Origin of the sequence: Novosphingobium jiangmenense (assembly GCF_015694345.1) — a bacterium.
Classification (GTDB): domain Bacteria; phylum Pseudomonadota; class Alphaproteobacteria; order Sphingomonadales; family Sphingomonadaceae; genus Novosphingobium; species Novosphingobium jiangmenense.
The window spans coordinates 192,898-213,035 of record NZ_JADQDC010000006.1 but is presented as its reverse complement, the minus strand read 5'-3'; the positions used below and the strand labels follow the sequence as shown (position 1 = coordinate 213,035).

Genomic DNA, 20,138 nt, shown 5'->3' with positions numbered 1-20,138 from the left:
GGGCACATGGGCGATCTTTCCGGCGCATTCCGCCACATTTCATCGGACGAGGTTGATCCGGATGCGGACTGGAGCCTGCCGGGCTGGCTCTACACCGATCCCGAATACTTCGCGGTGGAGATGGAGCGGGTGATCAGGCCCTCGTGGCAGATCGTCTGCCATGAAAGCGATATTGTGACCGCTGGCGAGTACCGCACGCTCGATTACCTGAACGAAAGCGTCATCGCGATCCGGGGCGATGACGGCGTGATCCGCTCCTTCACCAACGTTTGCCGCCACCGTGCGATGCGTCTGGTCGAGGGGCCGGTTGGTTGCGCGAAAAAGCTGGTCTGCCCTTACCATGCCTGGACTTTCGAGCCGGATGGACGGCTTTCCGGCGTGCCGATGAAATCCGATTATCCGGCGCTGAAGTTGGAAGAGAACGGCCTCGCGGCTGTCGATCTCGAGATCTGGCGGGGCTTCGTGTTCGTGCGTCTGGTCGATGGCGGCTTCCCCAGCGTTGCGGAAATGATGGCGCCCTTTGAGGAGGAGGTCGCCCCCTATCGCTTCGAGGACATGCGCCGCATTGGCGACGTGCGCCTGCGCGAGCGGCAGGTGAACTGGAAGAACGTTGGCGACAACTACTCCGACAATCTGCACATCCCGGTCGCGCATGATGGCCTGACGCGCATTTTTGGAAAGTCCTACGAGATATCGGACCACGGCTGGGCGGACCGCATGAAAGGCGATCTTGTCGACAAGCCTTCCGCCAATTTCTGGGAGCGCTTTTACCAGGCGCATCTGCCGGAGGTGCCGCACCTGTCGCAGGAATCGCAGCGCCGCTGGCTCTATTACAAGCTCTGGCCGAACATCGCGTTCGATATCTATGCCGACCAGATCGACTTCATGCAGTGGATTCCGCTGACGCCGACGACGTCGGTCCTGCGCGAGATGTGCTACGCGCTGCCGGATGGGCGTCGGGAGATGAAACTGGCCCGATACGCCAACTGGCGCATCAACCGTGTCGTCAACAAGGAAGACACCTGGCTGATTGAGCGCATCCAGCAAGGCATGGCCTCGCAGACCTATGGCGCCGGGCCAATCGGCAAGAGCGAGGTTTGCCTACGCAGCTTCGCCCGCAAGATCCGCGCGATCACGCCCGAAGCACGCCTGCACAAGGCGCCGCCGGCCGGTTGGTCTAAGAAGTAATCAAGAAATTCCGGGGAGTTACCACATGTCCAACCGTTATGACGCTCTGATCATCGGCGGCGGCCACAATGGCCTCGTCTGCGCCTTCTATCTCGCCAAGGCAGGCATGAAGGTGCGCGTGCTTGAACGCCGCGACATCGTTGGCGGTGCTGCGGTGACCGAGGAGTTTCACCCCGGCTTCCGCAATTCGACCGCGAGCTACACCGTCAGCCTGCTGCGCCCCAAGGTGATCGCGGACATGAAGCTGCACGATTACGGCTATCGCGTGATCGAGCGGACGATCAGCAACTTCTTCCCGTTCCCCGACACCTATCTCAAGCTGGGCGGCGGTGAGGGGCGCACCGAGACCGAGTTCGCCCGGTTCTCGAAGAAGGACGCCGAGGCCTATCCCAAGTACGACGCGGCCCTCGAGAAGGTCGCCAACGTGCTGCGCGACATCTCGCTGCAGACGCCGCCCAATGTCGGCGGCGGATTGGCGGCGCTGAAATCGGCGGCGATGCAGGGTTGGCCCATCGCCAAGCTCGATGTCGCCACGCAGCGTGACCTGCTCGACATTTTCACCAAGTCAGCCCGCGATTTCCTCGACGGCTGGTTCGAGGACGATCACGTGAAGTCGGCCTTCGCCTTCGACGCGGTGGTGGGCAACTATGCCGGCGTTTCGACGCCGGGCTCGGCCTACGTACTGCTGCACCACGTGTTCGGCGAGGTGAACGGCAAGCTTGGCGCGTGGGGCCATTCCGTTGGTGGCATGGGCGCGATCACGCAGGCGATGGCCAGGGCCTGCGCCGACGCGGGCGTGGAAATCAGCCTTGAGGCGCCGGTTTCAAAGGTGCTTGTGAACAACGGCAAGGCGGCGGGCGTCAAGCTTGAGGGTGGCGAGGAACTGTACGCGCCGATCATTGCTGCGAACGTGGGGCCGGCATTGCTTTACCGTCAACTCGTGGACTCGTCCGACCTCGACGAGGACTTCAACCGGCGGATGAAGAGCTACAAGACCGGTTCAGGCACCTTCCGCATGAACGTGGCGCTCTCCGAGCTGCCGGACTTCACGGTGCTGCCGGGCAAGGAGCAGGCCGAGCACCATACCGCCGGGATCATCATCGCGCCGGGTATGGACTACATGGACCAGGCCTTCATCGACGCGCAGCAGCACGGCTGGTCGAAGAAGCCGATCGTCGAGATCAAGATCCCGAGCACGGTGGACGACAGCCTTGCCCCTCCGGGCCAGCACGTCGCGAGCCTGTTCTGCCAGCAGTTCGATCCGAAAATCGATTGGGACGCACACCGCGAGGAGGTGGCGGACCTGATCATCGACACCGTCACCGAGCACGCACCCAACTTCAAGGGTGCTGTAATTGCGCGACAGATCCACTCGCCGCTCGATCTCGAGCGCAAGTTCGGCCTGATCGGGGGGGACATCTTCCACGGCACGATGGGGCTGGACCAGCTCTGGGCAGCGCGTCCTGTGCTCGGCCATGGCGACTATCGTTCGCCGATCAAAGGCCTCTACATGTGCGGTTCGGGCACCCACCCAGGCGGCGGTGTGACCGGCGCTCCCGGCCACAACGCTGCGCATGAGATCATTCGCGATCGTTCGGTCCTGTGGAAACTGCTGCATCGCGCCTGATCCACAGGTAGACCGGCAGGCCAAGCGCGATGAAGCCCGCGCCATAGGCAAGGGCCTCGACCCCGAGGCCCCACGCCGCCCAGCCGATGAAGCCCGCACCGACGAGTGCCGCCACGACAAGCAGGCGCTCGGTCGGCAGCAGGCGCACGGCGGCGAGCATCGCGAGGAAGTAGGACAGCATCCCGGCGGCGAGGCTGACCGAGGCGATGAACGCGAACAGATCGCCCATGCCGCGTCCGAAGTTCAGCAGCGTCACGATGCTGAGCAGGATGCTCGAGACAATGTGCGAGCGCACGGGGGTTCCGCGCGGACCTTCTGCGGCGAACCAGCGCGGGAAGACGCCGCCTTTGGCCATCGCCCACGGCACTTCGCCTTGCAGCAGGATGAAGCCGTTGAGCGTGCCGAACGCGCTGATCGCCGCGAATACCGCGACGACCTGACCAACGCCGGAGCCGAAGAACCGCGCTAGGAAATCGGCCACTGGCGCAGGTGAGGCGGCGGCGGTCTGCATCGGCATATAGAGCGCAAAAGCGGTTGAAATGCCGATGTAGACGAACCCAGTGAGGGCGACGCCGATCAGCGTGGCGCGCGGCACGATTGTCGCTGCGTTGTCCACCTTGTCGGCAGGGACAGTTGCGGACTCGAGGCCGAGGAAGCCCCAGAAGGTGAGGCCCGCCGCTGTTGCCACAACCGAGCCGGATAACGGCACCGCAGGTTGTACGGCGTGGGGTGCCCCGGTCATTAACAGCCACAGCGTCAGGCCGATGAGACCCACCAGAGGGACCAGCTTGAGAGCGGTGGTCACGACCGAAACGTCCCCCGCCGCGCGGACGCCACGGATGTTTACTGCGGTCAGCAGCCACACGCAGCCGACCGAGAGCACTGCGGGCAATCCGGGAATGCGGCCCATCAACGGGAAGATCAGGCTGAGATTGGAGACGACCGCGACGGCAACAGCGCCATTGCCCGCCCAGACCATCGTCCAGTACGACCAGGCCGTGATGAAGCCTCCCACCGGTCCGAACGCCGCCTGCGCATAGGCATAGGGGCCGCCCGCGAGCGGTAGCCGCGCACCGAGGCGGGCGAAAGTGAATGCCAGGCATAGTGCCCCGCCCAGCGTCACGGCCCAGCCGATCAACTGGTTGTATCCCAGCGGCGCGAGCGTGGCGGGGAGGATGTAAATCCCCGAGCCGATCATGTTGCCGACGACCAGGGCGAGGGTCATCCAGAAGCCCAGCTTGCGCGCTCCGGTCATTTGCAGTGTGGTCCCCTGGATTTTGGTCTCGGCGGAGACTAACGCTTGATCGCGAGGCGTCACCATGTTTGTGATGCCGACGATGACCAACGTAACCACGTCCGTTCCTCCGGTTGCTCTCCCGGCCTATGATCCACGCCTGGTGCGCGCGGCTCTGGCGATGAACGAGAATGACCTGCCGACGGCGGAACCGCTGCTGCGCTCGCTGCTGAAAGAAGACCCGTTCGACGTGCGCGTGATTCGCCTCTTCGCCGAACTGGCGGGGCGTATCGGACGCTATCAGGATGCCGAGAACCTGCTCCGCCGGGCCATCGAACTCGCTCCGCAGTTCACGGCAGCGCGGGCCAATCTCGCGCTCGTACTCTATCGCACAAACCGCGCGCCTGAAGCTCTCGAGGAGCTGGCGAGAGTCACCGCGGACGATCCCGACAATGCCGGGCACGCCAACCTTCAGGCCGCTGCCTATGGCCGCATCGGCGAGTTCGACGAGGCTCTGGCGCTGTACGAGCAGGTGCTGCGACAAGCGCCGAACCAGCCGCGCGTGTGGATGAGCTATGGACACATGCTCAAGACCGTAGGGCGCCAGTCGGAAGGCGTGGCGGCCTACCGCAAGGCTATCGAATTGCTGCCGGTGCTGGGCGAGGCGTGGTGGAGTCTGGCAAATCTCAAGACGGTGAAGTTCTCCGACGAAGACATCGCCGCCATGCAAGCTGCGCTGGCAGGCGACGACCTGACTCCGGAAGATCGCTGGCATCTCGACTTCTCGCTCGGCAAGGCGTTCGAGGACCGGGGCGAGGCGGAGGCGTCGTTCGGGCACTATGCGGCTGGCAACGAACTGCGCCGCCGCCGAATGCCCTATCAGGCACAGGATACTACCGAGAGCGTGGACGCGGCGATCGCCACGTTCACTCCTGCGCTGATGGCCAGGCTGGCGGGGCAGGGGTGCGAGGCACCGGATCCGATCTTCGTACTCGGCATGCCCCGCGCCGGATCGACGCTGGTCGAGCAGATCCTCGCCAGCCATTCGCAAGTCGAAGGGACCAGCGAACTTTCCGATATCGGCTTTCTGGCACGGCAGGTGGAAGGCTATCCTGCTGGGCTGGGCGATCTGCCCAATGGCGAACTGCGCAAATTGGGCGAAGCTTATCTCGCGCGCACCCGCGTGCAGCGCCACACTTCGCGACCCTTGTTCATCGACAAGATGCCGAACAACTGGCTCCACGTGCCCTTCATCCGGCTGATCCTGCCGAACGCAAAGATCGTTGACGCACGGCGCCATCCGCTTGCCTGCTGCTTTTCCAATTTCAAGCAGCACTTCGCGCGGGGGCAGGGATTCAGCTATTCGCTCGACGACATGGGGCGGTATTACCGGGACTACGTGAGGGCCATGGCGCATTATGACCGGGTCATGCCCGGGCTGGTCCACCGCGTGATCTACGAGCGCATGGTGGATGACACCGAAGCCGAAGTCCGCGCGCTGCTGGCGCATTGCGGTCTGCCTTTCGAGCCTGCCTGCCTGGCCTTTCACGAAACCGAGCGCGCGGTGCGTACGGCGAGTTCCGAGCAGGTCCGCCGCCCGATCTTCCGCGAAGGGACCGAGGCATGGAAGCCGTTCGAGCCTTGGCTCGATCCGCTCAAGGCCGCGCTGGGCGAGGTGCTGGAATCGTATCCAGAACCGCCGTCCAGATTCTGAACCAACATCGTTGTAAATTAGCCACGGTCCAGACTTAACAAACGTTTCCCGCACCCTCATGCTTGACGATAGGGCATGCCGCAGAGCAGCATTCGTACGCAAAACAGAAACATGAGGGTACATTCTGTATGCGCGGGAATTTGAAGACCAATCGTCGCACGCAACTGGCACGGCTTCTGATGCTGGCAGGAACGGCGATCAGCATGCCGGCTCTGGCGCAGCAAGCGCAGACAGAGGCCGAGAATTCCGATCCCAACGTGATCATCGTGACCGCGCAGAAGCGTAGCGAGAATCTCCAGAACGTGCCGATCTCGATCCAGGCACTCGGCACGCAGAAGCTCGAGCAGCTCGGCGTTGCGAATTTTACCGATTATGCGCAGCAGCTGCCCTCGGTGACGTTCCAGGCACTGGGCGGCACGCCGGGCACGAATGTGGTCTACATGCGCGGCGTGGCTTCGGGCGGTGACGGCAACCACTCCGGCTCGCTGCCTTCGGTCGGCGTCTATCTTGACGAACAGCCGGTCACGACGATCGGCGGCAACCTTGACGTCCACGTCTACGACATTGCCCGCATCGAGAGTCTTTCCGGTCCGCAGGGCACGCTCTACGGCGCTTCGTCCGAAGCCGGCACGATCCGCATCATCACCAACAAGCCGGATACCAACGGCTTCTATGGCAGCGTCGATGGCGAGGTGAACACCGTCAGCAAGGGCGGGCAGGGCTACAAGCTGGAAGGCATGATCAATGCTCCGCTATCGTCCAATGCCGCGCTGCGCGTTGTCGGATGGTATCAGCGCGACGCAGGTTTCATCGACAACGTCGCCGGCACGCGCACCTTCTGCGGCACGCCGACTTTTGACAGCGCGGGCGATATCAACGGCTGCATCAAGGACGGCATCAGCGTCAACAACGCTGCCTTCGTCAAGAAGGACTACAACTACACTGACATCTACGGCGGCCGAGCAGCGCTGAAGGTCGACCTGGACGAGAACTGGACGGTCACGCCCCAGTTTATGTTCCAGGAAACCAAAAGCCGTGGTTCCTACGGCTACGATCCGTCGGTTGGCGACCTGCAGGTCCAGCACTTCTTCCCGGAATCGCGCAACGACAAGTTCTGGCAGGCCGCGCTGACCATCGAGGGCAAGCTGGGCAGCTGGGACGCGACTTATGCCGGTGCGTACCTCGATCGCAAGACCTACCAGTCGAGCGATTACACCGACTACTCCGAGGCCTACGATTCGCTCTATGAGTCGGTTGGTGGGCTCGCCAACTACTTCTATTATCAGGATTCCTTGGGCAACACGATCGATCCGCGCCAGAACGTGATCGGCACGGACCACTTCAAGAAGCTGAGCCAAGAGTTCCGCGTTGCTTCGCCTTCGACAGAAGCCTTCCGCTTCGTCGGCGGCGTGTTCTACCAGTATCAGTCGAACCTGATCCATCAGGACTACAAGATCAAAAACCTGGGGCCGCTGGTTTCAGTCAATGGCTTCCCCGGCACCCTGTGGCTGACGCAGCAGAAGCGGGTCGACAAGGACTACGCCATGTTCGGCGAGTTCAGCCTTGACGTTTCGCCGACGGTGACGCTGACAGCCGGTGGCCGTGCGTTCATCTATGACAACTCGCTGGTCGGTTTCTTCGGTTTCGGCCGCAACCCCGGAAACGACTTCACGGACTCGCCGTACAACGGTGCAGGGAGCTTCGGTACCGGCGTCGGCAGTTGCTTCACGACCAACGGTCAACGCCTCTATACCAAGGACGACAATGGCGATTGGCAACGGACTGGTTCCGGCACGCTGCTTCCCCCCGTCGTCGCCGGGAGCCCCTGCAACAACCTCGGCCGAGTGATCAACGGTCAGGTGAAGCCGGTGAAGGCGAACGGTTCCGGCGGGACTTATCGCTTCAACGCCACCTGGAAGCCGAACAGCGATTTGCTGGCTTATGCGACTGTGTCCCGCGGTTTCCGTCCGGGCGGCATCAATCGTCGTGGTGACTTCGGTGCCTATCAGCCCGATTACCTAACCAACTACGAGATCGGCTTCAAATCGACCTGGGCCAATGGTCTGCTGCGCCTTAACGGCGCAATCTACCAGCAGGACTGGAAGAACTTCCAGTTCTCCTACCTCGGCCCGAACAGCTTCACGATCATTACCAACGGGCCGAATGCGCGCATCCGTGGCTTCGACCTCGATGCCGCAATCTCGCTTGACCGCCTGAGCATCAACCTGTCTGGCGCCTACACCGACGCGAAGATCCGCAACAACCTCTGCTCAGCGATCGATCCGACGTTCGCCTGCACAGGGCCGGACAACTCGCTTCAGGCTCCGGCGGGCACGCGCCTGCCGATCACGCCGCAGTGGAAGATGAGCGGCACGGCGCGCTACACGGTTCCGATGGGCGAGGGCAAGGTCTATGGCCAGGTCAACGCGACCTACCAGAGCTCGGCAAGCTCGGACCTGCGCGTCGACTTTGCCGCCGCACAGGGACGTCTTGAGGGCTTCGGGCAGGTCAATCTCGCCATCGGTGGCGAGTGGTCGACCTATTCGATCGAAGCCTTCGTGCGCAACCTGACCGACGAGCGCGGCCAGCTTTCCCGCTTCGTCCAGTGCGGTGCCTGCACCCAGCGTCCCTACATCGTGCCGACCACGCCGCGGACGTTTGGCCTGCGCGCGGGCGCGAAGTTCTGATGCCGGAGAGCCCGGTGCGGATCAGTTCCGCCCGGGCTCGCCCATCCTGACAAGTGCTGCGAGTGTTTCTGTCACAGGAGCAGCGATCCCTGCCTCGCGCGCGGCGAGGACGATCTGGCCATTGATCGCTTCGATTTCGGTTGCTCGTCCGGCGAGCCTGTCCTGCAGCATCGATGGCTTGTGCGCCTTGTGATTGGCTAGAGCGAAATCCATCTTGGCCAGGAGCCGTTCGCGGTTCATCGCGATGTTGCGAGTCAAGGCGACTGCGATTGTCTCGTCGATAACCGCAGTCGCGATCCGGCGCCCGTCGGGCGTGTCCAGTCCGCCAACGGGCGTGTTCAAGATCGTCGAAAGCGCGTTTAAGGCCGCATTGAACGCAGCCTTTTCCCATATTGCCTCAAGCACCTGGGTATCATGCTGCGCTGACATCCGTGCAGCATCGAGCAATTCGACGACGGCATTGGCTGCGGGTGCGCTAGCCGGATTCAAGGCGCCGAGCCAGACGTGACCTGTCCCATGCGCCGAAACGCCATTGGGTGGTGCAAGGTCTGCCGGCCAATCGGTGACGCCGAGCAGAACTTTCTCCGGCGCAAAGACTTCCGCTAACGCCTCGGCGTTACCCAGCCCGTTCTGGAGCGTCAGCGCGCAGGCATTACCATCGGCCAGATGTGCGACCGAGGCGATAGCGGAACGGCTGTGGACAGCTTTGGTGAAAAGCAGCACCAGATCTGCCGACGGAGCCGCTTGTGCAGTGCTGGCCGCGACGCGGATGGTGCGCTCGCCGAACTCGTCGTGCAGGCGGATTCCCTCGGCAGAAATGTGATCGAGCCTCGCTTGGTCAACATCGACTACGGTTACCATGCTGCCAGCGTGGGCAAGCCGCGCTGCAAAGAGGCATCCCATCGCACCGGCACCAACAACAACAACGCGTTCGATCACGGGGTCCTCCACACATGTGCACGTACGTGCGCGAGTATCCCGGTCCGGTCTCGGTCAGGTCAAGTGCCGCTTCCCTGCATTGGCAAGTGCTTCGTGAATTGCCGCGCAGCGTCGGGCAAGAGCCCCGCCTTGCGTCGGTAGACGCGGAATTGCCTGGTTATCTCGAGTTCGGGGATGGCGAGCTTGCGCATGCTGCCGTTGGCGAGATGGGGCTGCAGCAATGGCTCAGGCAGCCAGCACAGCAACTCGCTCCGAGCAGAGATTGCGATCATGAGTTCCACCGAACTGCACTCGACCGAGACTTGCGGCGCGAGTTGGCCGTGAGAGGCGGTGATCTCTTCAAAGAGCAAGCGGGGCGTAAATGCGCTGCTGGGCATGACCCAGCCATGGCGCATCGCTTCGGCGAATGTCGGCATTTTGCCGATGGGATGGCTGCTTGCGCAGAAGGCCGCGAACGCATCGTCATAGGCGCAGGTTCCGATTTCCTGGACATCTCGGTGCTTCAGCGGCTGCGCGGTAATGGCGATGTCGATGCGCCGGGTTAGCAGTGCCTCAAGCAGCTCGCCATCGACCGCCTCGATCAGATCGAAGGACAGGAGCGGGGTTTCGGCGAGGACTTTGCCCACAGTCTCGGCAACCAGTGTGCGAAGGACTGCAGCTGCGGCACCGAGCCTGACTGCGCCGCGTTTGAGACCCACCAGTGCGGCGAGTTCGTGACGCGTGGCTTCCATTTCGCCGACGAGATGGCGGGCATGGGGAAGCAGGGTTGAGCCTGCCTGGGTCAGCATCATGCCTTTGCTGCCGCGGTCAAACAGGCGGTGCCCGAGGCGTTGTTCCATCGACTGGATTTGTCGACTGAGCGAGGGCTGGGTGAGGTTCACCATTCGGGAGGCGCGTCCAAGACTTCCGGTGTCGGCAATAGCCAGGAAGGCGCGGAGTTGGCGTTCGTCAAAATCCATGCACAATGCGTATGACTTTGAGCAGAGATTGCAATTGTATCTAAGGGTCGTGATCGGCATCCTGTCTTCAAATACCTTTGGAGAGTACGATGCCGACGGTGCGGGAAGTGACAATTGAGCTGCTGCGCGAGCTCGGGATGACGACTGTATTTGGCAATCCCGGGTCGACAGAACTGCCCATGTTCCGTGATTTTCCGGCAGACTTCCGGTATGTCATGGGGCTGCAGGAAAGTGTTGTCCTGGGTATGGCCGATGGTTTCGCGCAGGGCACTGGCCAAGCTGCAATCGTCAATCTGCACAGTTCTGCGGGTGTCGGGCATGCGCTCGGCAACCTGTTTACCGCCTACAAGAACCAGACTCCGCTGGTAGTCACTGCCGGTCAGCAGGCACGTTCGATCCTTCCTTATGAGCCCTTCCTGTTTGCCGAGCGGGCCAGCGAGTTTCCGCGTCCCTTCGTGAAATGGTCCTGCGAACCGGCGCGGGCCGAGGACGTGCCAGCCGCTATCCATCGCGCGTGGCTGGTGGCGATGGAGCCGCCCTGCGGTCCGACATTCGTGTCCATTCCGATCGACGACTGGGACCGCGAGTGCGAGCCGTTCGAGCCGCGCAAGGTCTTCCCTTCACGTCAGCCCGACGGCACCGCGATTGCGCGGTGCGCAGATGCGCTTGCCGCATCGCGCAGTCCCGCAATCGTTGTCGGGGCAGGGGTGGCTCGGGACCGCGCTTGGGACGAAGTGGTGGCGCTGGCCGAGAAGCACAATGCTCCGGTCTGGGTGGCGCCGATGTCGGCAAGGTGCAGTTTCCCTGAGGATCATCCGTTGTTTGCCGGGTTCCTGACAGCTGGCCGGGAAGCCATCGTCGCGGCGCTCGAACCCTATGATTTCGTGCTGGCCTTGGGTGGACCAATGAGCCTCTATCATGTCGAAGGCCATGGGCCGCACGTGCCCTCGGAATGTGACGTCTGGTTGATCGGCGACAATCACGTCCACGCGGCTTGGGCTCCGGCAGGCACAGCCATGGTGGCCAATTGCAAGGCAGCATTGGCATCGCTGCTTGCGATGGCGAACGATGTGGACCGCCCGGCGCCTCCGCTTCGCATTCCAGCGCCCCGGCTCGACGGGGCGGCCATGACCGATGCCTTCGTGCTGCAATGCTTGGCCGATCTGCGCGGGCCAGAGATGGTCATCGTCGAGGAAGCGCCGTCAAGCCGCGGTCCCATGCATGATTACCTGCCGATCCTGCGCAAGGACACGTTCTACACCACGGCCAGTGGCGGACTGGGGCATGGTCTTCCTGCAGCAGTTGGCATGGCCATGGCGCGCCCCGCGGACAAGGTGATCGCGGTGCTGGGTGATGGCTCTGCGATGTACGCGATCCAAGGGCTGCACGCCGCGGTGCAGCATGGCCTCTCTGTCAGCTTCGTGGTGATCAAGAACAATCGCTATGAGGCGCTGCATCATTTCGGACGGCACTTCGGCATGCAAACGCTGGTTGGCACGCAGTTTCCGGAGCTGGATTTCTGCAAGCTGGCCGAGGGTCACGGCGTAGCGGCACGGCGCGCCGAGGACGCTGCATCGCTTGAAGCGGCGCTGCGCTGGTCGCTGTCGGCCGATGGGCCGACGCTGGTCGAGGCGGTGGTGCTGTGAGGCTGACGGATCTGATCGACGACCGGCCCGACGAGGGCATTTTCCGCGTCTCGCGGCGCATCTTTACCGATCAGGCGGTGTTCGATGCGGAGATGCGGCACTTGTTCGAGGGCGGCTGGGTCTTCCTCGGGCTGGAAAGCCAGGCAGCCGGAGCGCACGACTTTTTCACGACCTTCGCCGGACGGGTGCCTGTGCTGGTGCAGCGCGATGGCGAGGGCGTTTTGCGGGCTTTCGTCAACTCGTGCCCGCACAAGGGCGCGAGGCTGGCGCAAGTGCGGCAGGGCAATGCGCGCCTGCACGTGTGCCCTTATCACAGCTGGTCGTTCGACAGCGCGGGTCGCAACAAGGCGGTGAAGTGGAAGGCGGCGGGCTGCTACTCCGAAGCCTTCGATCGCGACGACCACGGCCTTGCCGTCCTGCCCCGCTTCGCCAACCATCGGGGTTTCCTGTTTGGCAGCCTCAACGCCGACGTGCCTGATCTCGCCGATTATCTCGGCGAAGCGGCCAAGCTGCTCGATCTGGTGGCGGATCAGAGCGAGGAGGGCCTCGAGCTTGTCCCCGGCCAGGTTACCTTCACCTACGAGGCGAACTGGAAGCTGCAGCTCGAGAACTGCTCGGACGCCTACCACTTCACCTCGCCGCATCCTTCCTACATTCGCGTGCTCGAACGGCGGCAGAAAGAGATGAGCGAGGACGTCGTGGCCTCGGTTTGGGAGAACAGCGACTACTGGAAGGAGGAGACGCAAGGCGTCGGGGGCGGCAGCTTCAGCTTTGCAAATGGGCACGTGCTCAACTGGGGCGTGTTCGGCGTCACCCCCGCGATCCCGCTCTACGAGCGCGCGGGGGCACTGGCAGAGCGGCATGGCGAGGCGAGGCGCGACTGGATGTTCAACATGCGCAACCTCACGATCTTCCCCAACCTGCAGGTCGCGGAGAATGCTTCGAGCCAGTTGCGCGTGATCCGTCCGCTCGGGCCCGGCCTGACCGAGATGCGCACCTGGTGCATCGCGCCGAAGGGAGAGAGTGCTGCGGCGCGTCGGCAGCGCATCCGCCAGTACGAAGACTTCTTCAACCCCACCGGCATGGCTACTCCGGACGACACTGTGTCATACGAGAACTGCCAGATCGGCTTTGCCGCTGCCACGGAACCATGGCTGCAGGGCTATGCGCGCGGCATGACAGCGAGCGTAGCGGGCGGAAACCGCTTCGCCGACCGCATCGACCTGTTCCCCGAGCGCAGCGTGCTTGCGGACTCGCAGCTGTGCGATGAAACGCTTTACCACAGCTACTACCGCGCCTGGGCACAGCGCATGGCCGGGGAGTTCGGAGCATGACCACGGCTGCACTCACTAGCGAGGCGAAGGACCTGCTCTATCGCGAGGCCTTGCTGATCGACAGCGGACGCTTCGACGAATGGCTCGCACTCTATGCCGAGGATGCCGAGTTCTGGATGCCCGCCTGGCGCGATGAAACCACGCCGACGCAGGATCCGGATCGCGAGCTTTCGCTGATCTACTACAAGGGGCGGCGCAATCTTGAAGATCGGCTAATGCGGCTGACTTCGGGACTTTCGACCGCATCGTCGCCTTTGCCGCGCGTCGTGCATCAGGTGACCAACGTGCTGGTCATGAGCGCAGCGGAACGGGTCATGGACGTTTCCGCAGCATTTACCTGCCACCGTTTCGACGTGCGGATGAACCGGGCGGACTGCTTCTTCGGCCGCTACGAATACAATCTCGTGCAGTCAGCCGACGGGTGGCGGATCGCGCGCAAGAAGATCATTCTGCTCAACGACACGATCCCCACCGTGGTCGACATCAACGCGATCTGATCAGCCAAGTACGTCCGAAACAGGCACGTAGTCGTAGCCAAGCTCCGCTGCGACAGCCTGATAGGTCACTTTGCCTTCGTTTACGTTGAGACCGGCAGCAAGGTTCGGATCGGCCTTGAGCGCGGCCCTCCACCCCTTATCGGCAATGCGCAGTGCGTGCGGCAGGGTGACGTTGTTGAGGGCATAGGTGCTGGTGCGGGCAACTGCGCCGGGCATGTTGGCGACACAATAATGGACGACGCCGTCGACGACATACGTCGGCTCGGCATGGGTTGTGGCGTGCGAGGTCTCGAAGCAGCCGCCCTGATCAATGGCGACGTCCACCAGCACCGCGCCGGGCTTCATCGTCGAGAGCATGTCGCGCGTCACCAGCTTCGGGGCCGCCGCGCCCGGAATGAGCACCGCGCCGATCACCAGATCAGCCTGTGCCACCAGCGATGCCAGCGCCGCCTTGCCGGAGTAAAGCGTGCGGGCGCGACCTTCGAAATGGTTGTCGAGCCGCTCCAGCACGTCGGGGTCGCGATCGAGGATCGTGACATCCGCACCAAGGCCGACCGCCATCTGCGCGGCGTTGAAGCCGACCACGCCGCCGCCGATGACCACGACCTTGCCGGGAAGAACCCCCGGAACGCCGCCGAGCAGCACGCCGCGTCCGCCATGCGCTTTCTCCAAGGCGGTCGCACCAGCCTGGATGGCCATGCGCCCGGCCACCTGGCTCATCGGTTTCAGCAGGGGCAGGGTGTTTCCGGCGCCGGTCACCGTCTCGTAGGCTATGGCGGTTACGCCCGACTTCACCAGTTCGGCTGTCTGTTCGGGATCAGGCGCCAGGTGCAGGTACGTGTAGAGGATCTGGCCCTTGCGCAGCATCGCGCGTTCGCTCGCCTGTGGCTCCTTGACCTTGACGATCATCTCGCAACCATCGAACACGGTGCGCGCGTCGGGCGTGATCGTGGCGCCGGCGGCAACATAGTCCGCATCACTGGCGCCGATGCCGTTTCCGGCACCGCTCTGCACCCAGACTTCATGCCCGTGGACGGCCAATTCCCGCACGCTCTCAGGCGTGAGGCCGACGCGATACTCGTGGTTCTTGATTTCCGTGACGGTGCCGACGCGCATGTTGTGCTCCTTGAACCCTGATCCCCAAGCTGTGAGCGCAAGATTATCGCGATGGTTCCGGCAGTTCTTGCCTAATTTGGGCGTTACAGCGGAGCGGAATGGTGATAAATTCGCAAAACTGGCAGAGTAGTGGGAAAAAATGTCGTGGATCGCGCAGGCATAGCATTGCTTGAAGCGCTTCAGGACGACTCGTCGTTGTCCATCTCCGAGCTGGCGGAGATAGTCGCATTGTCCTCCTCAGCCTGCCACCGCCGGATCAAGGCGCTGGAACAGGCGGGGGTCATTGCCGGCTATGGCGCAAGGCTTGAACCGCGGTTGCTTGGCCTGTCCGTTGAAGTATTTGTCGAGATCACGCTGACCAGCCAGAGCCGTGAGGCGATGGACCGGTTCGAGCGGTCGGTCCTCGATTTTGATGACATCTTGGAATGCCATCTCATGTCCGGTAGCGCCGACTATCTGATGCGCGTCGCCGCGCGCGATCTGGAACAGTACGACCGCGTCCATCGCGATTGTCTCGCGCGCCTTCCCGGCGTGTCCTCGATGCGTTCGAGCTTTTCGCTTCGCAGGATCAAGCAGATGCGGGGCTATCCGGTCAGGAGCGGACCAAGCCTTTGATCTCCTCGGCGGTTATGGACTTCACCAGCGCCAGGAACGAATGGACGGCGATCCGCTCGATTTGCGGCATGCGCTTTTCGAACGGCTTTGCGTGACCGGCGAAGATCGTCATTCCTTCCATCGAACCCGATATGAACAGGGCGATCGTCTCCCGGGACACCCCGTCGAGATCAGGGCGCATCTCGGCAATGATCTCGACCAGAGGCGCCCGTGCGCGGACATAAAGTTCCTGGATCCGTTCCAGCACGAACGGGTCATGGTTCGACAGAGCCCACAGTTCAGGAAAGAAATGGGTGGTCTTCTTTGAGCGGATATCGTCGAGGATTAGCATGCACACCCTGCGCAACCGCTCTTCGGCGGGCACGCCGGGCATGTGGACGATCTCGACAAATTCGAGTTCGTAGGACCGGATGACCGCTTCCATCAATTCGCGGACAAGGTCTTCGCGGCTACGATAGTGGTAGGTGAGGTTGCCGAACTTCATGCCGCACGCGCTTGCGACTCGGCGCATCGACATGGCGCGATAACCCTCTTCGATCATGATCGACAGCGCTGTGCGCAGGATCAGTTCGCGGGTCTCGTGCCCCTTCAGATAGCCGCCTTCACGCTCCGGCATTACCATGTCGGTGACGAATTTTGGCACATCATCAGACTGATTCATCGACAGAATTCCTCAATCCCATCCTTGTTCTAGCAGGCCTTCGAAAACCTGTCACAAGACAAAATTAGGTCACTTGACAGATTTGTTGCCTCTTTGAGACTATATCCCTGCGGTCGGGGTGTGATCCGGCCATCAGTATACGGCATTCAGGGGAGTGCTCGCATGAGGTTGTTTGCGTTGGTCATGGCTCTGTCCATGGCAGGTACCGCGCTATCGTCTGCCGCTGCCGCTGCGCCGGGCAAGCCGGCTTTCCCGAAGGCACTGCCGGAGGAACCCATTCCCGCTGTAGCCGCCCTGCCGGCGCAATGGCCCGCCTCATGGGTGCTCATCCACGACTTCCACTTCAACGCCATTCTCGATGGGCGGGTGTATGTTGTCGATACGGCGGCGACGGACCGTCCGATCAAGGGCATCGTGCGCGCGGCACAGTTTGCGAACATGCTCGTCTCTCCCCGGCGCGGCGAAGTTCTCACATCGGAAACCTTCTACTCGCGCCTGACTCGTGGCGAACGGACCGATGCAGTTACCATCTGGGATATGGCGACACTGCAGCCGAAAGGTGAAATCGTATTGCCCGGCGGAAAGCGCCAGCAGTCGGTGACTTACCCGCAACTGTTTCAGTTCACCAATGCGGAAAAGTGGGCACTTGTCGCGAATTTCACGCCTGCTCAATCGGTTAGTGTTCTCGACCTCGATTCGCGCAAGGTCATCTCGGAGATCGACCTGCCCGGCTGTGCGCAGATCTACCCGACCGGCGCACGCGGCTTTACCAGCCTTTGTGCTGATGGCTCCCTGTTCAGCGTGAAGCTCGGACCCGACGGTCAGGCGATCTCGTCGAAGACGATCGAGAAAGTGCAGGATATCGACAACCAGCCCTTGTTCAGCACCCCGGCGTGGGTTGGAACGACGGCCTGGTTCGTCAGCTTCCGCGGCCAGATCCAGGCAATCGACTTTTCCGGCGATGTCGCGCGCCCGCTTCCGGGCAGCTTCAATGTCGGCACCGCCGATGGCGCTGCGCCGGAATGGCGGCCCGGTGGCTGGCAGGTCATCGCGACTGACGGAGCCGACAAGCTCTACGTGCTGATGAGCCCCAATGGTCGTGAAGGCAGCCACAAGGATGGCGGAACCGAAGTTTGGGTCATTGACACCAAGACCAAGGCCCGCGTCGCCCGCATCCCCTTGCGCAGTGTCGCCACCGCGATTTCGCTGACCAAGGAAGCTGCGCCGCGCCTCATCGTCGCCCGCGGTGACGGCGAAGTCGATGTCCATGATGCGGCGACCGGGGCTTTCGTCCGTTCACTCGGCAACGCCGGCGGGGCAAATCCCATCCTGATCACGGCGCCTTGAGATGGCGTCCATCGTCCTTTTCCTTGCCCTGCTGCTGGTCGGCTCTGCCGTTCACAAGGCGATGGCGCACGAACGGCTTGCAGTTGCTGCGAGCAGGCTCACCGGCCTTCGCGCCCAGGGCATGACCTCGCTGATCCTGGCCGGGACGCTGGAACTCGTGGCGGCGTTCTGCCTCGTGGTACCGGTCCTGCGCCCGACAGGTGCGCTGCTCGCGATGCTTGTGTGGGGCAGCTACGCCACAGCACTGCTGTTGCGCCGTGGCCAGACGCTCGACTGTGGCTGCGATCTGGTGGCGCGGGAAAAGCCGGTAGACTGGGCAGTCATCGCCCGCCCCGCCGTGCTCGCACTGGTCGCAGCGATCGTTTCCACCCTGCCGGCGGCACCGCTTGCGCTTGATGCGCCATTCGCTGCCGCCGGCCTTTTGGCGCTCTACCTTGCGGCGTCCGAGCTGCTTGCCATACCCCATCCCCGCTGGAGGAAGCACTGATGCTGACATCCCAGATCCTGTTATGGACCGCCGTCATCGTGCAGGGGCTGCTGATCGCAGCACTCGCCCGGCAGGTCGGTATCCTGCATGAACGCGTCGCCCCGGCAGGCGCACTCACCCTGCACGAGAAGGTCGAAGTGGGCGAAGTCGCGAGTCCCATGACGGTGACCACCATCGAGGGGGCGCCCATCGAGATCGGCGGAAAGCGGGCAGGGCGCAGTCAGCTGCTGTTCTTCGCCTCGCCCGATTGCCCGGTATGCAAGTCGCTCCTTCCGGTCGTGCGTTCGGCAGCAGGTGCTGAAAGCGATTGGCTGGACATTGTCGTGGCAGGTGACGGTTCGAAGGCCGAGTACCAGCGCCTGCGTGAAGCGAGCGGACTGGAACGCGTGCCCATGGTCCTGTCGGAAGCGCTCGGCCGTGCCTTTGGCGTATCGAAGCTGCCCTATGCCGTGCTGCTCGACGAACAGGGACGCGTCGCCTCGCTGGGCCTCGTCAACAGCCGCGAACATCTCGAAAGCCTGTTCGAAGCCAAGGAGCGGGGCGTCGCCTCGATCCAGGATTTTCTCGCCCGCCGGAACGGAGCCTGACCCATGGCCAATTTCGACAAATGGACTGAACGCCTGACGCGCGGCATCGCTCGCGGAACCTCGCGCCGCAGCACGCTCGCATGGCTTGGCGCAACGATCACCGGGGCAGCGGTCTTCCCGGTGCTCCCGGTGGCACGAGCCGCCAGCGGATCCCCGCATGGGGGAGGCGGCGGCCATGCTCCGATCTCTTCCGGCAACCCTCAGGATCCCGGCGACCAGGCATCGTGCGACTACTGGCGCTACTGCGCGATCGACGGCTTCCTGTGCTCGTGCTGCGGCGGTTCGGTCAGCACTTGCCCGCCAGGGACAGAGATGTCGCCGATCACCTGGATCGGTACTTGCACCAATCCGGCTGACAACCGCGCCTATGTCATCAGCTACAACGATTGCTGCGGCGTCTCCTCCTGCGGGCAGTGCCTGTGCAACCGCAACGAAGGCGATCGGCCGCAGGTGCGCCCGCAATCGAACAACGACTACAACTGGTGCCTCGGCACCGAAAGCAGCATCTACAACTGCTCGACTGCGGTTATCGTAGGCGTTGCCCTGGACGCACCGAAATGAAGGTGGCGTTCGGTCTTGTCGGTGCGATGGGCATAGCAGCGCTGGCGCTTCCAGCTGTCGCTGCTCCCGATGGCGCAGCGTTGTTCGCACGTTGCGCAGCCTGTCACACCAAGACCGGCGCCGGAGTGCCGGGCGCTTATCCGCCTTTGGGAGCGGATTTCCGCGCCCTCGCGGCTAAACCGGCGGGCCGACGCTACATCGCTCTTGCCGTGCTTCGGGGACTTTCCGGACCGTTGACCGTCGAGGGCAAACCCTATCGCGGGGTAATGCCAGCGCAGGTCCTCGACGATGCCTCTGCGGCAGCGGTTCTGAACCATGTCGGCACGCAGATCGCCAAGACCGGGCCTGCTTTCAAAGCTTTCACCGACAAGGAGGTTGCAGGCTACCGGGCTTCGGGCGCGGCGCTCTCGTCCGCCGACGTCGCCAAGCTTCACGAGGGAGCAGGCGGCAAATGAAGCGGACCGCGCTCGGACTTGCTGCAGGCCTTGCCGTTCTGGCGGCGGCAGTGGGCGTCCGGGCGTCGGTGCCGACGATGCGCGGGGTGAGCAATCCGCAGCAGGCGCGCATCGACTACATGCTCAAGTGTCAGGGGTGCCATCGTCCGGACGGGACCGGCGATGACCACTCCAATCCGCCGATGAAGAACATCGTCGCACGGTTCCTTGGCGTACCGGGCGGGCGCGAGTTTCTCGGGCGGGTGCCGGGCGTCTCGACTGTCGATCTCGATGACGTGCGCCTCGCCAATCTGCTGAACTGGACACTCTACACTTACGACCCGGCGCACATGCCGACCGACTTCCGGCCCTACACGGCTAAGGAAATCGGCGAATTGCGGCGTCATCCCCTGCGTCTTGAACGTGCCGACATGAGAGCACGGCTGGTGGCGGGGTTCGTGCAGGAAAGAACAGAAACGCAATCACCCTGATTTGGGAGCAAAGA

At 63.0% G+C, this 20,138-nt stretch carries 19 protein-coding genes; 14 read left to right on the top strand and 5 right to left on the bottom strand.

The window, feature by feature from the left end:
- The first annotated feature begins 6 nt into the window (after positions 1 to 6).
- Positions 7 to 1,188 (top strand): aromatic ring-hydroxylating oxygenase subunit alpha, encoded by a 1,182-nt coding sequence (locus I2488_RS11055; protein ID WP_196275852.1) that lies wholly within the window; start codon positions 7 to 9, stop codon positions 1,186 to 1,188.
- Between the two features lie 25 nt (positions 1,189 to 1,213).
- Complete coding sequence (locus I2488_RS11050; RefSeq protein ID WP_196275851.1) at positions 1,214 to 2,815, top strand: phytoene desaturase family protein; 1,602 nt, start codon at positions 1,214 to 1,216, stop codon at positions 2,813 to 2,815.
- Here the strand turns inward: I2488_RS11050 and I2488_RS11045 are convergent.
- On the bottom strand, positions 2,769 to 4,070 hold the full coding sequence (locus I2488_RS11045; protein ID WP_246465614.1) for an amino acid permease: 1,302 nt from the start codon (positions 4,068 to 4,070) through the stop codon (positions 2,769 to 2,771). The two genes, I2488_RS11050 and I2488_RS11045, sit on opposite strands and share 47 nt — an antisense overlap.
- 82 nt (positions 4,071 to 4,152) lie before the next feature.
- Between I2488_RS11045 and I2488_RS11040 the strand changes: the two genes are divergently transcribed.
- Both I2488_RS11040 and I2488_RS11035 read left to right on the top strand, forming a co-directional pair.
- A complete protein-coding gene (locus I2488_RS11040) occupies positions 4,153 to 5,763 on the top strand; it encodes a tetratricopeptide repeat-containing sulfotransferase family protein (protein ID WP_246465613.1) in 1,611 nt (536 codons plus the stop codon).
- Positions 5,764 to 5,891: 128 nt separating this feature from the next.
- A complete protein-coding gene (locus tag I2488_RS11035; protein WP_196275849.1) occupies positions 5,892 to 8,450 on the top strand; it encodes a TonB-dependent receptor in 2,559 nt (852 codons plus the stop codon).
- 21 nt (positions 8,451 to 8,471) lie between these two features.
- Here the strand turns inward: I2488_RS11035 and I2488_RS11030 are convergent, their stop codons facing one another.
- Positions 8,472 to 9,389, bottom strand: a complete 918-nt coding sequence (locus tag I2488_RS11030; RefSeq protein WP_343071050.1) for a ketopantoate reductase family protein — start codon at positions 9,387 to 9,389, stop codon at positions 8,472 to 8,474.
- A 59-nt stretch (positions 9,390 to 9,448) separates the two neighbouring features.
- Positions 9,449 to 10,348, bottom strand: a complete 900-nt coding sequence (locus I2488_RS11025; protein ID WP_196275848.1) for a LysR family transcriptional regulator — start codon at positions 10,346 to 10,348, stop codon at positions 9,449 to 9,451.
- An 89-nt stretch (positions 10,349 to 10,437) separates the two neighbouring features.
- Here I2488_RS11025 and mdlC point away from each other — a divergent pair, with 89 nt between their 5' ends.
- From mdlC to I2488_RS11010, 3 genes are read left to right on the top strand one after another with little or no spacing between them, the layout of a single operon-like run.
- On the top strand, positions 10,438 to 11,994 hold the full coding sequence (mdlC, locus tag I2488_RS11020; RefSeq protein WP_196275847.1) for a benzoylformate decarboxylase: 1,557 nt from the start codon (positions 10,438 to 10,440) through the stop codon (positions 11,992 to 11,994).
- Entirely contained in the window at positions 11,991 to 13,328 is a 1,338-nt protein-coding gene (locus I2488_RS11015; RefSeq protein WP_196275846.1) for an SRPBCC family protein, read from the top strand. The genes mdlC and I2488_RS11015 overlap by 4 nt, the downstream gene beginning before the upstream one ends.
- Positions 13,325 to 13,825 carry an aromatic-ring-hydroxylating dioxygenase subunit beta gene (locus I2488_RS11010; RefSeq protein WP_196275845.1) on the top strand — a complete coding sequence of 167 codons (501 nt, stop codon included), beginning with the start codon at positions 13,325 to 13,327 and terminating at the stop codon, positions 13,823 to 13,825. Before I2488_RS11015 ends, I2488_RS11010 begins: the two co-directional genes overlap by 4 nt.
- Here the strand turns inward: I2488_RS11010 and ald are convergent, their stop codons facing one another.
- Positions 13,826 to 14,941, bottom strand: a complete 1,116-nt coding sequence (gene ald / locus I2488_RS11005; RefSeq protein WP_196275844.1) for an alanine dehydrogenase — start codon at positions 14,939 to 14,941, stop codon at positions 13,826 to 13,828.
- A 144-nt stretch (positions 14,942 to 15,085) separates the two neighbouring features.
- On the opposite strand from ald, the gene I2488_RS11000 reads away from it, so the two are divergent.
- Complete coding sequence (locus I2488_RS11000) at positions 15,086 to 15,556, top strand: Lrp/AsnC ligand binding domain-containing protein (protein WP_196275843.1); 471 nt, start codon at positions 15,086 to 15,088, stop codon at positions 15,554 to 15,556.
- Here I2488_RS11000 and I2488_RS10995 read toward each other — a convergent pair.
- Positions 15,534 to 16,217 (bottom strand): TetR/AcrR family transcriptional regulator, encoded by a 684-nt coding sequence (locus I2488_RS10995; protein WP_196275842.1) that lies wholly within the window; start codon positions 16,215 to 16,217, stop codon positions 15,534 to 15,536. The two genes, I2488_RS11000 and I2488_RS10995, sit on opposite strands and share 23 nt — an antisense overlap.
- 162 nt (positions 16,218 to 16,379) lie before the next feature.
- Between I2488_RS10995 and I2488_RS10990 the strand changes: the two genes are divergently transcribed.
- From I2488_RS10990 to I2488_RS10965, 6 genes are read left to right on the top strand one after another with little or no spacing between them, the layout of a single operon-like run.
- Positions 16,380 to 17,564, top strand: a complete 1,185-nt coding sequence (locus I2488_RS10990; protein WP_196275841.1) for an amine dehydrogenase large subunit — start codon at positions 16,380 to 16,382, stop codon at positions 17,562 to 17,564.
- A gap of 1 nt (position 17,565) precedes the next feature.
- The gene (locus I2488_RS10985) at positions 17,566 to 18,051 is read left to right on the top strand and encodes a MauE/DoxX family redox-associated membrane protein (RefSeq protein ID WP_196275840.1); all 486 of its coding nucleotides are present in this window, start codon (positions 17,566 to 17,568) and stop codon (positions 18,049 to 18,051) included.
- Entirely contained in the window at positions 18,051 to 18,638 is a 588-nt protein-coding gene (locus tag I2488_RS10980) for a thioredoxin fold domain-containing protein (RefSeq protein WP_196275839.1), read from the top strand. Before I2488_RS10985 ends, I2488_RS10980 begins: the two co-directional genes overlap by 1 nt.
- Before the next feature lie 3 nt (positions 18,639 to 18,641).
- Entirely contained in the window at positions 18,642 to 19,199 is a 558-nt protein-coding gene (locus I2488_RS10975) for a methylamine dehydrogenase light chain (RefSeq protein WP_196275838.1), read from the top strand.
- On the top strand, positions 19,196 to 19,654 hold the full coding sequence (locus tag I2488_RS10970) for a c-type cytochrome (RefSeq protein WP_196275837.1): 459 nt from the start codon (positions 19,196 to 19,198) through the stop codon (positions 19,652 to 19,654). The genes I2488_RS10975 and I2488_RS10970 overlap by 4 nt, the downstream gene beginning before the upstream one ends.
- Positions 19,651 to 20,124 carry a cytochrome c family protein gene (locus I2488_RS10965; protein ID WP_196275836.1) on the top strand — a complete coding sequence of 158 codons (474 nt, stop codon included), beginning with the start codon at positions 19,651 to 19,653 and terminating at the stop codon, positions 20,122 to 20,124. Before I2488_RS10970 ends, I2488_RS10965 begins: the two co-directional genes overlap by 4 nt.
- Positions 20,125 to 20,138: the final 14 nt, after the last annotated feature.

Coding starts and splice junctions, on each gene's coding strand:
- I2488_RS11055 (WP_196275852.1), top strand. CDS start 7: ATGGGCGATCTTTCCGGCGCATTCCGCCACATTTCATCGGACGAGGTT.
- I2488_RS11050 (WP_196275851.1), top strand. CDS start 1,214: ATGTCCAACCGTTATGACGCTCTGATCATCGGCGGCGGCCACAATGGC.
- I2488_RS11045 (WP_246465614.1), bottom strand. CDS start 4,070: ATGACCGGAGCGCGCAAGCTGGGCTTCTGGATGACCCTCGCCCTGGTC.
- I2488_RS11040 (WP_246465613.1), top strand. CDS start 4,153: ATGACCAACGTAACCACGTCCGTTCCTCCGGTTGCTCTCCCGGCCTAT.
- I2488_RS11035 (WP_196275849.1), top strand. CDS start 5,892: ATGCGCGGGAATTTGAAGACCAATCGTCGCACGCAACTGGCACGGCTT.
- I2488_RS11025 (WP_196275848.1), bottom strand. CDS start 10,348: ATGGATTTTGACGAACGCCAACTCCGCGCCTTCCTGGCTATTGCCGAC.
- mdlC (WP_196275847.1), top strand. CDS start 10,438: ATGCCGACGGTGCGGGAAGTGACAATTGAGCTGCTGCGCGAGCTCGGG.
- I2488_RS11010 (WP_196275845.1), top strand. CDS start 13,325: ATGACCACGGCTGCACTCACTAGCGAGGCGAAGGACCTGCTCTATCGC.
- ald (WP_196275844.1), bottom strand. CDS start 14,941: ATGCGCGTCGGCACCGTCACGGAAATCAAGAACCACGAGTATCGCGTC.
- I2488_RS10995 (WP_196275842.1), bottom strand. CDS start 16,217: ATGAATCAGTCTGATGATGTGCCAAAATTCGTCACCGACATGGTAATG.
- I2488_RS10990 (WP_196275841.1), top strand. CDS start 16,380: ATGAGGTTGTTTGCGTTGGTCATGGCTCTGTCCATGGCAGGTACCGCG.
- I2488_RS10985 (WP_196275840.1), top strand. CDS start 17,566: ATGGCGTCCATCGTCCTTTTCCTTGCCCTGCTGCTGGTCGGCTCTGCC.
- I2488_RS10980 (WP_196275839.1), top strand. CDS start 18,051: ATGCTGACATCCCAGATCCTGTTATGGACCGCCGTCATCGTGCAGGGG.
- I2488_RS10975 (WP_196275838.1), top strand. CDS start 18,642: ATGGCCAATTTCGACAAATGGACTGAACGCCTGACGCGCGGCATCGCT.
- I2488_RS10970 (WP_196275837.1), top strand. CDS start 19,196: ATGAAGGTGGCGTTCGGTCTTGTCGGTGCGATGGGCATAGCAGCGCTG.
- I2488_RS10965 (WP_196275836.1), top strand. CDS start 19,651: ATGAAGCGGACCGCGCTCGGACTTGCTGCAGGCCTTGCCGTTCTGGCG.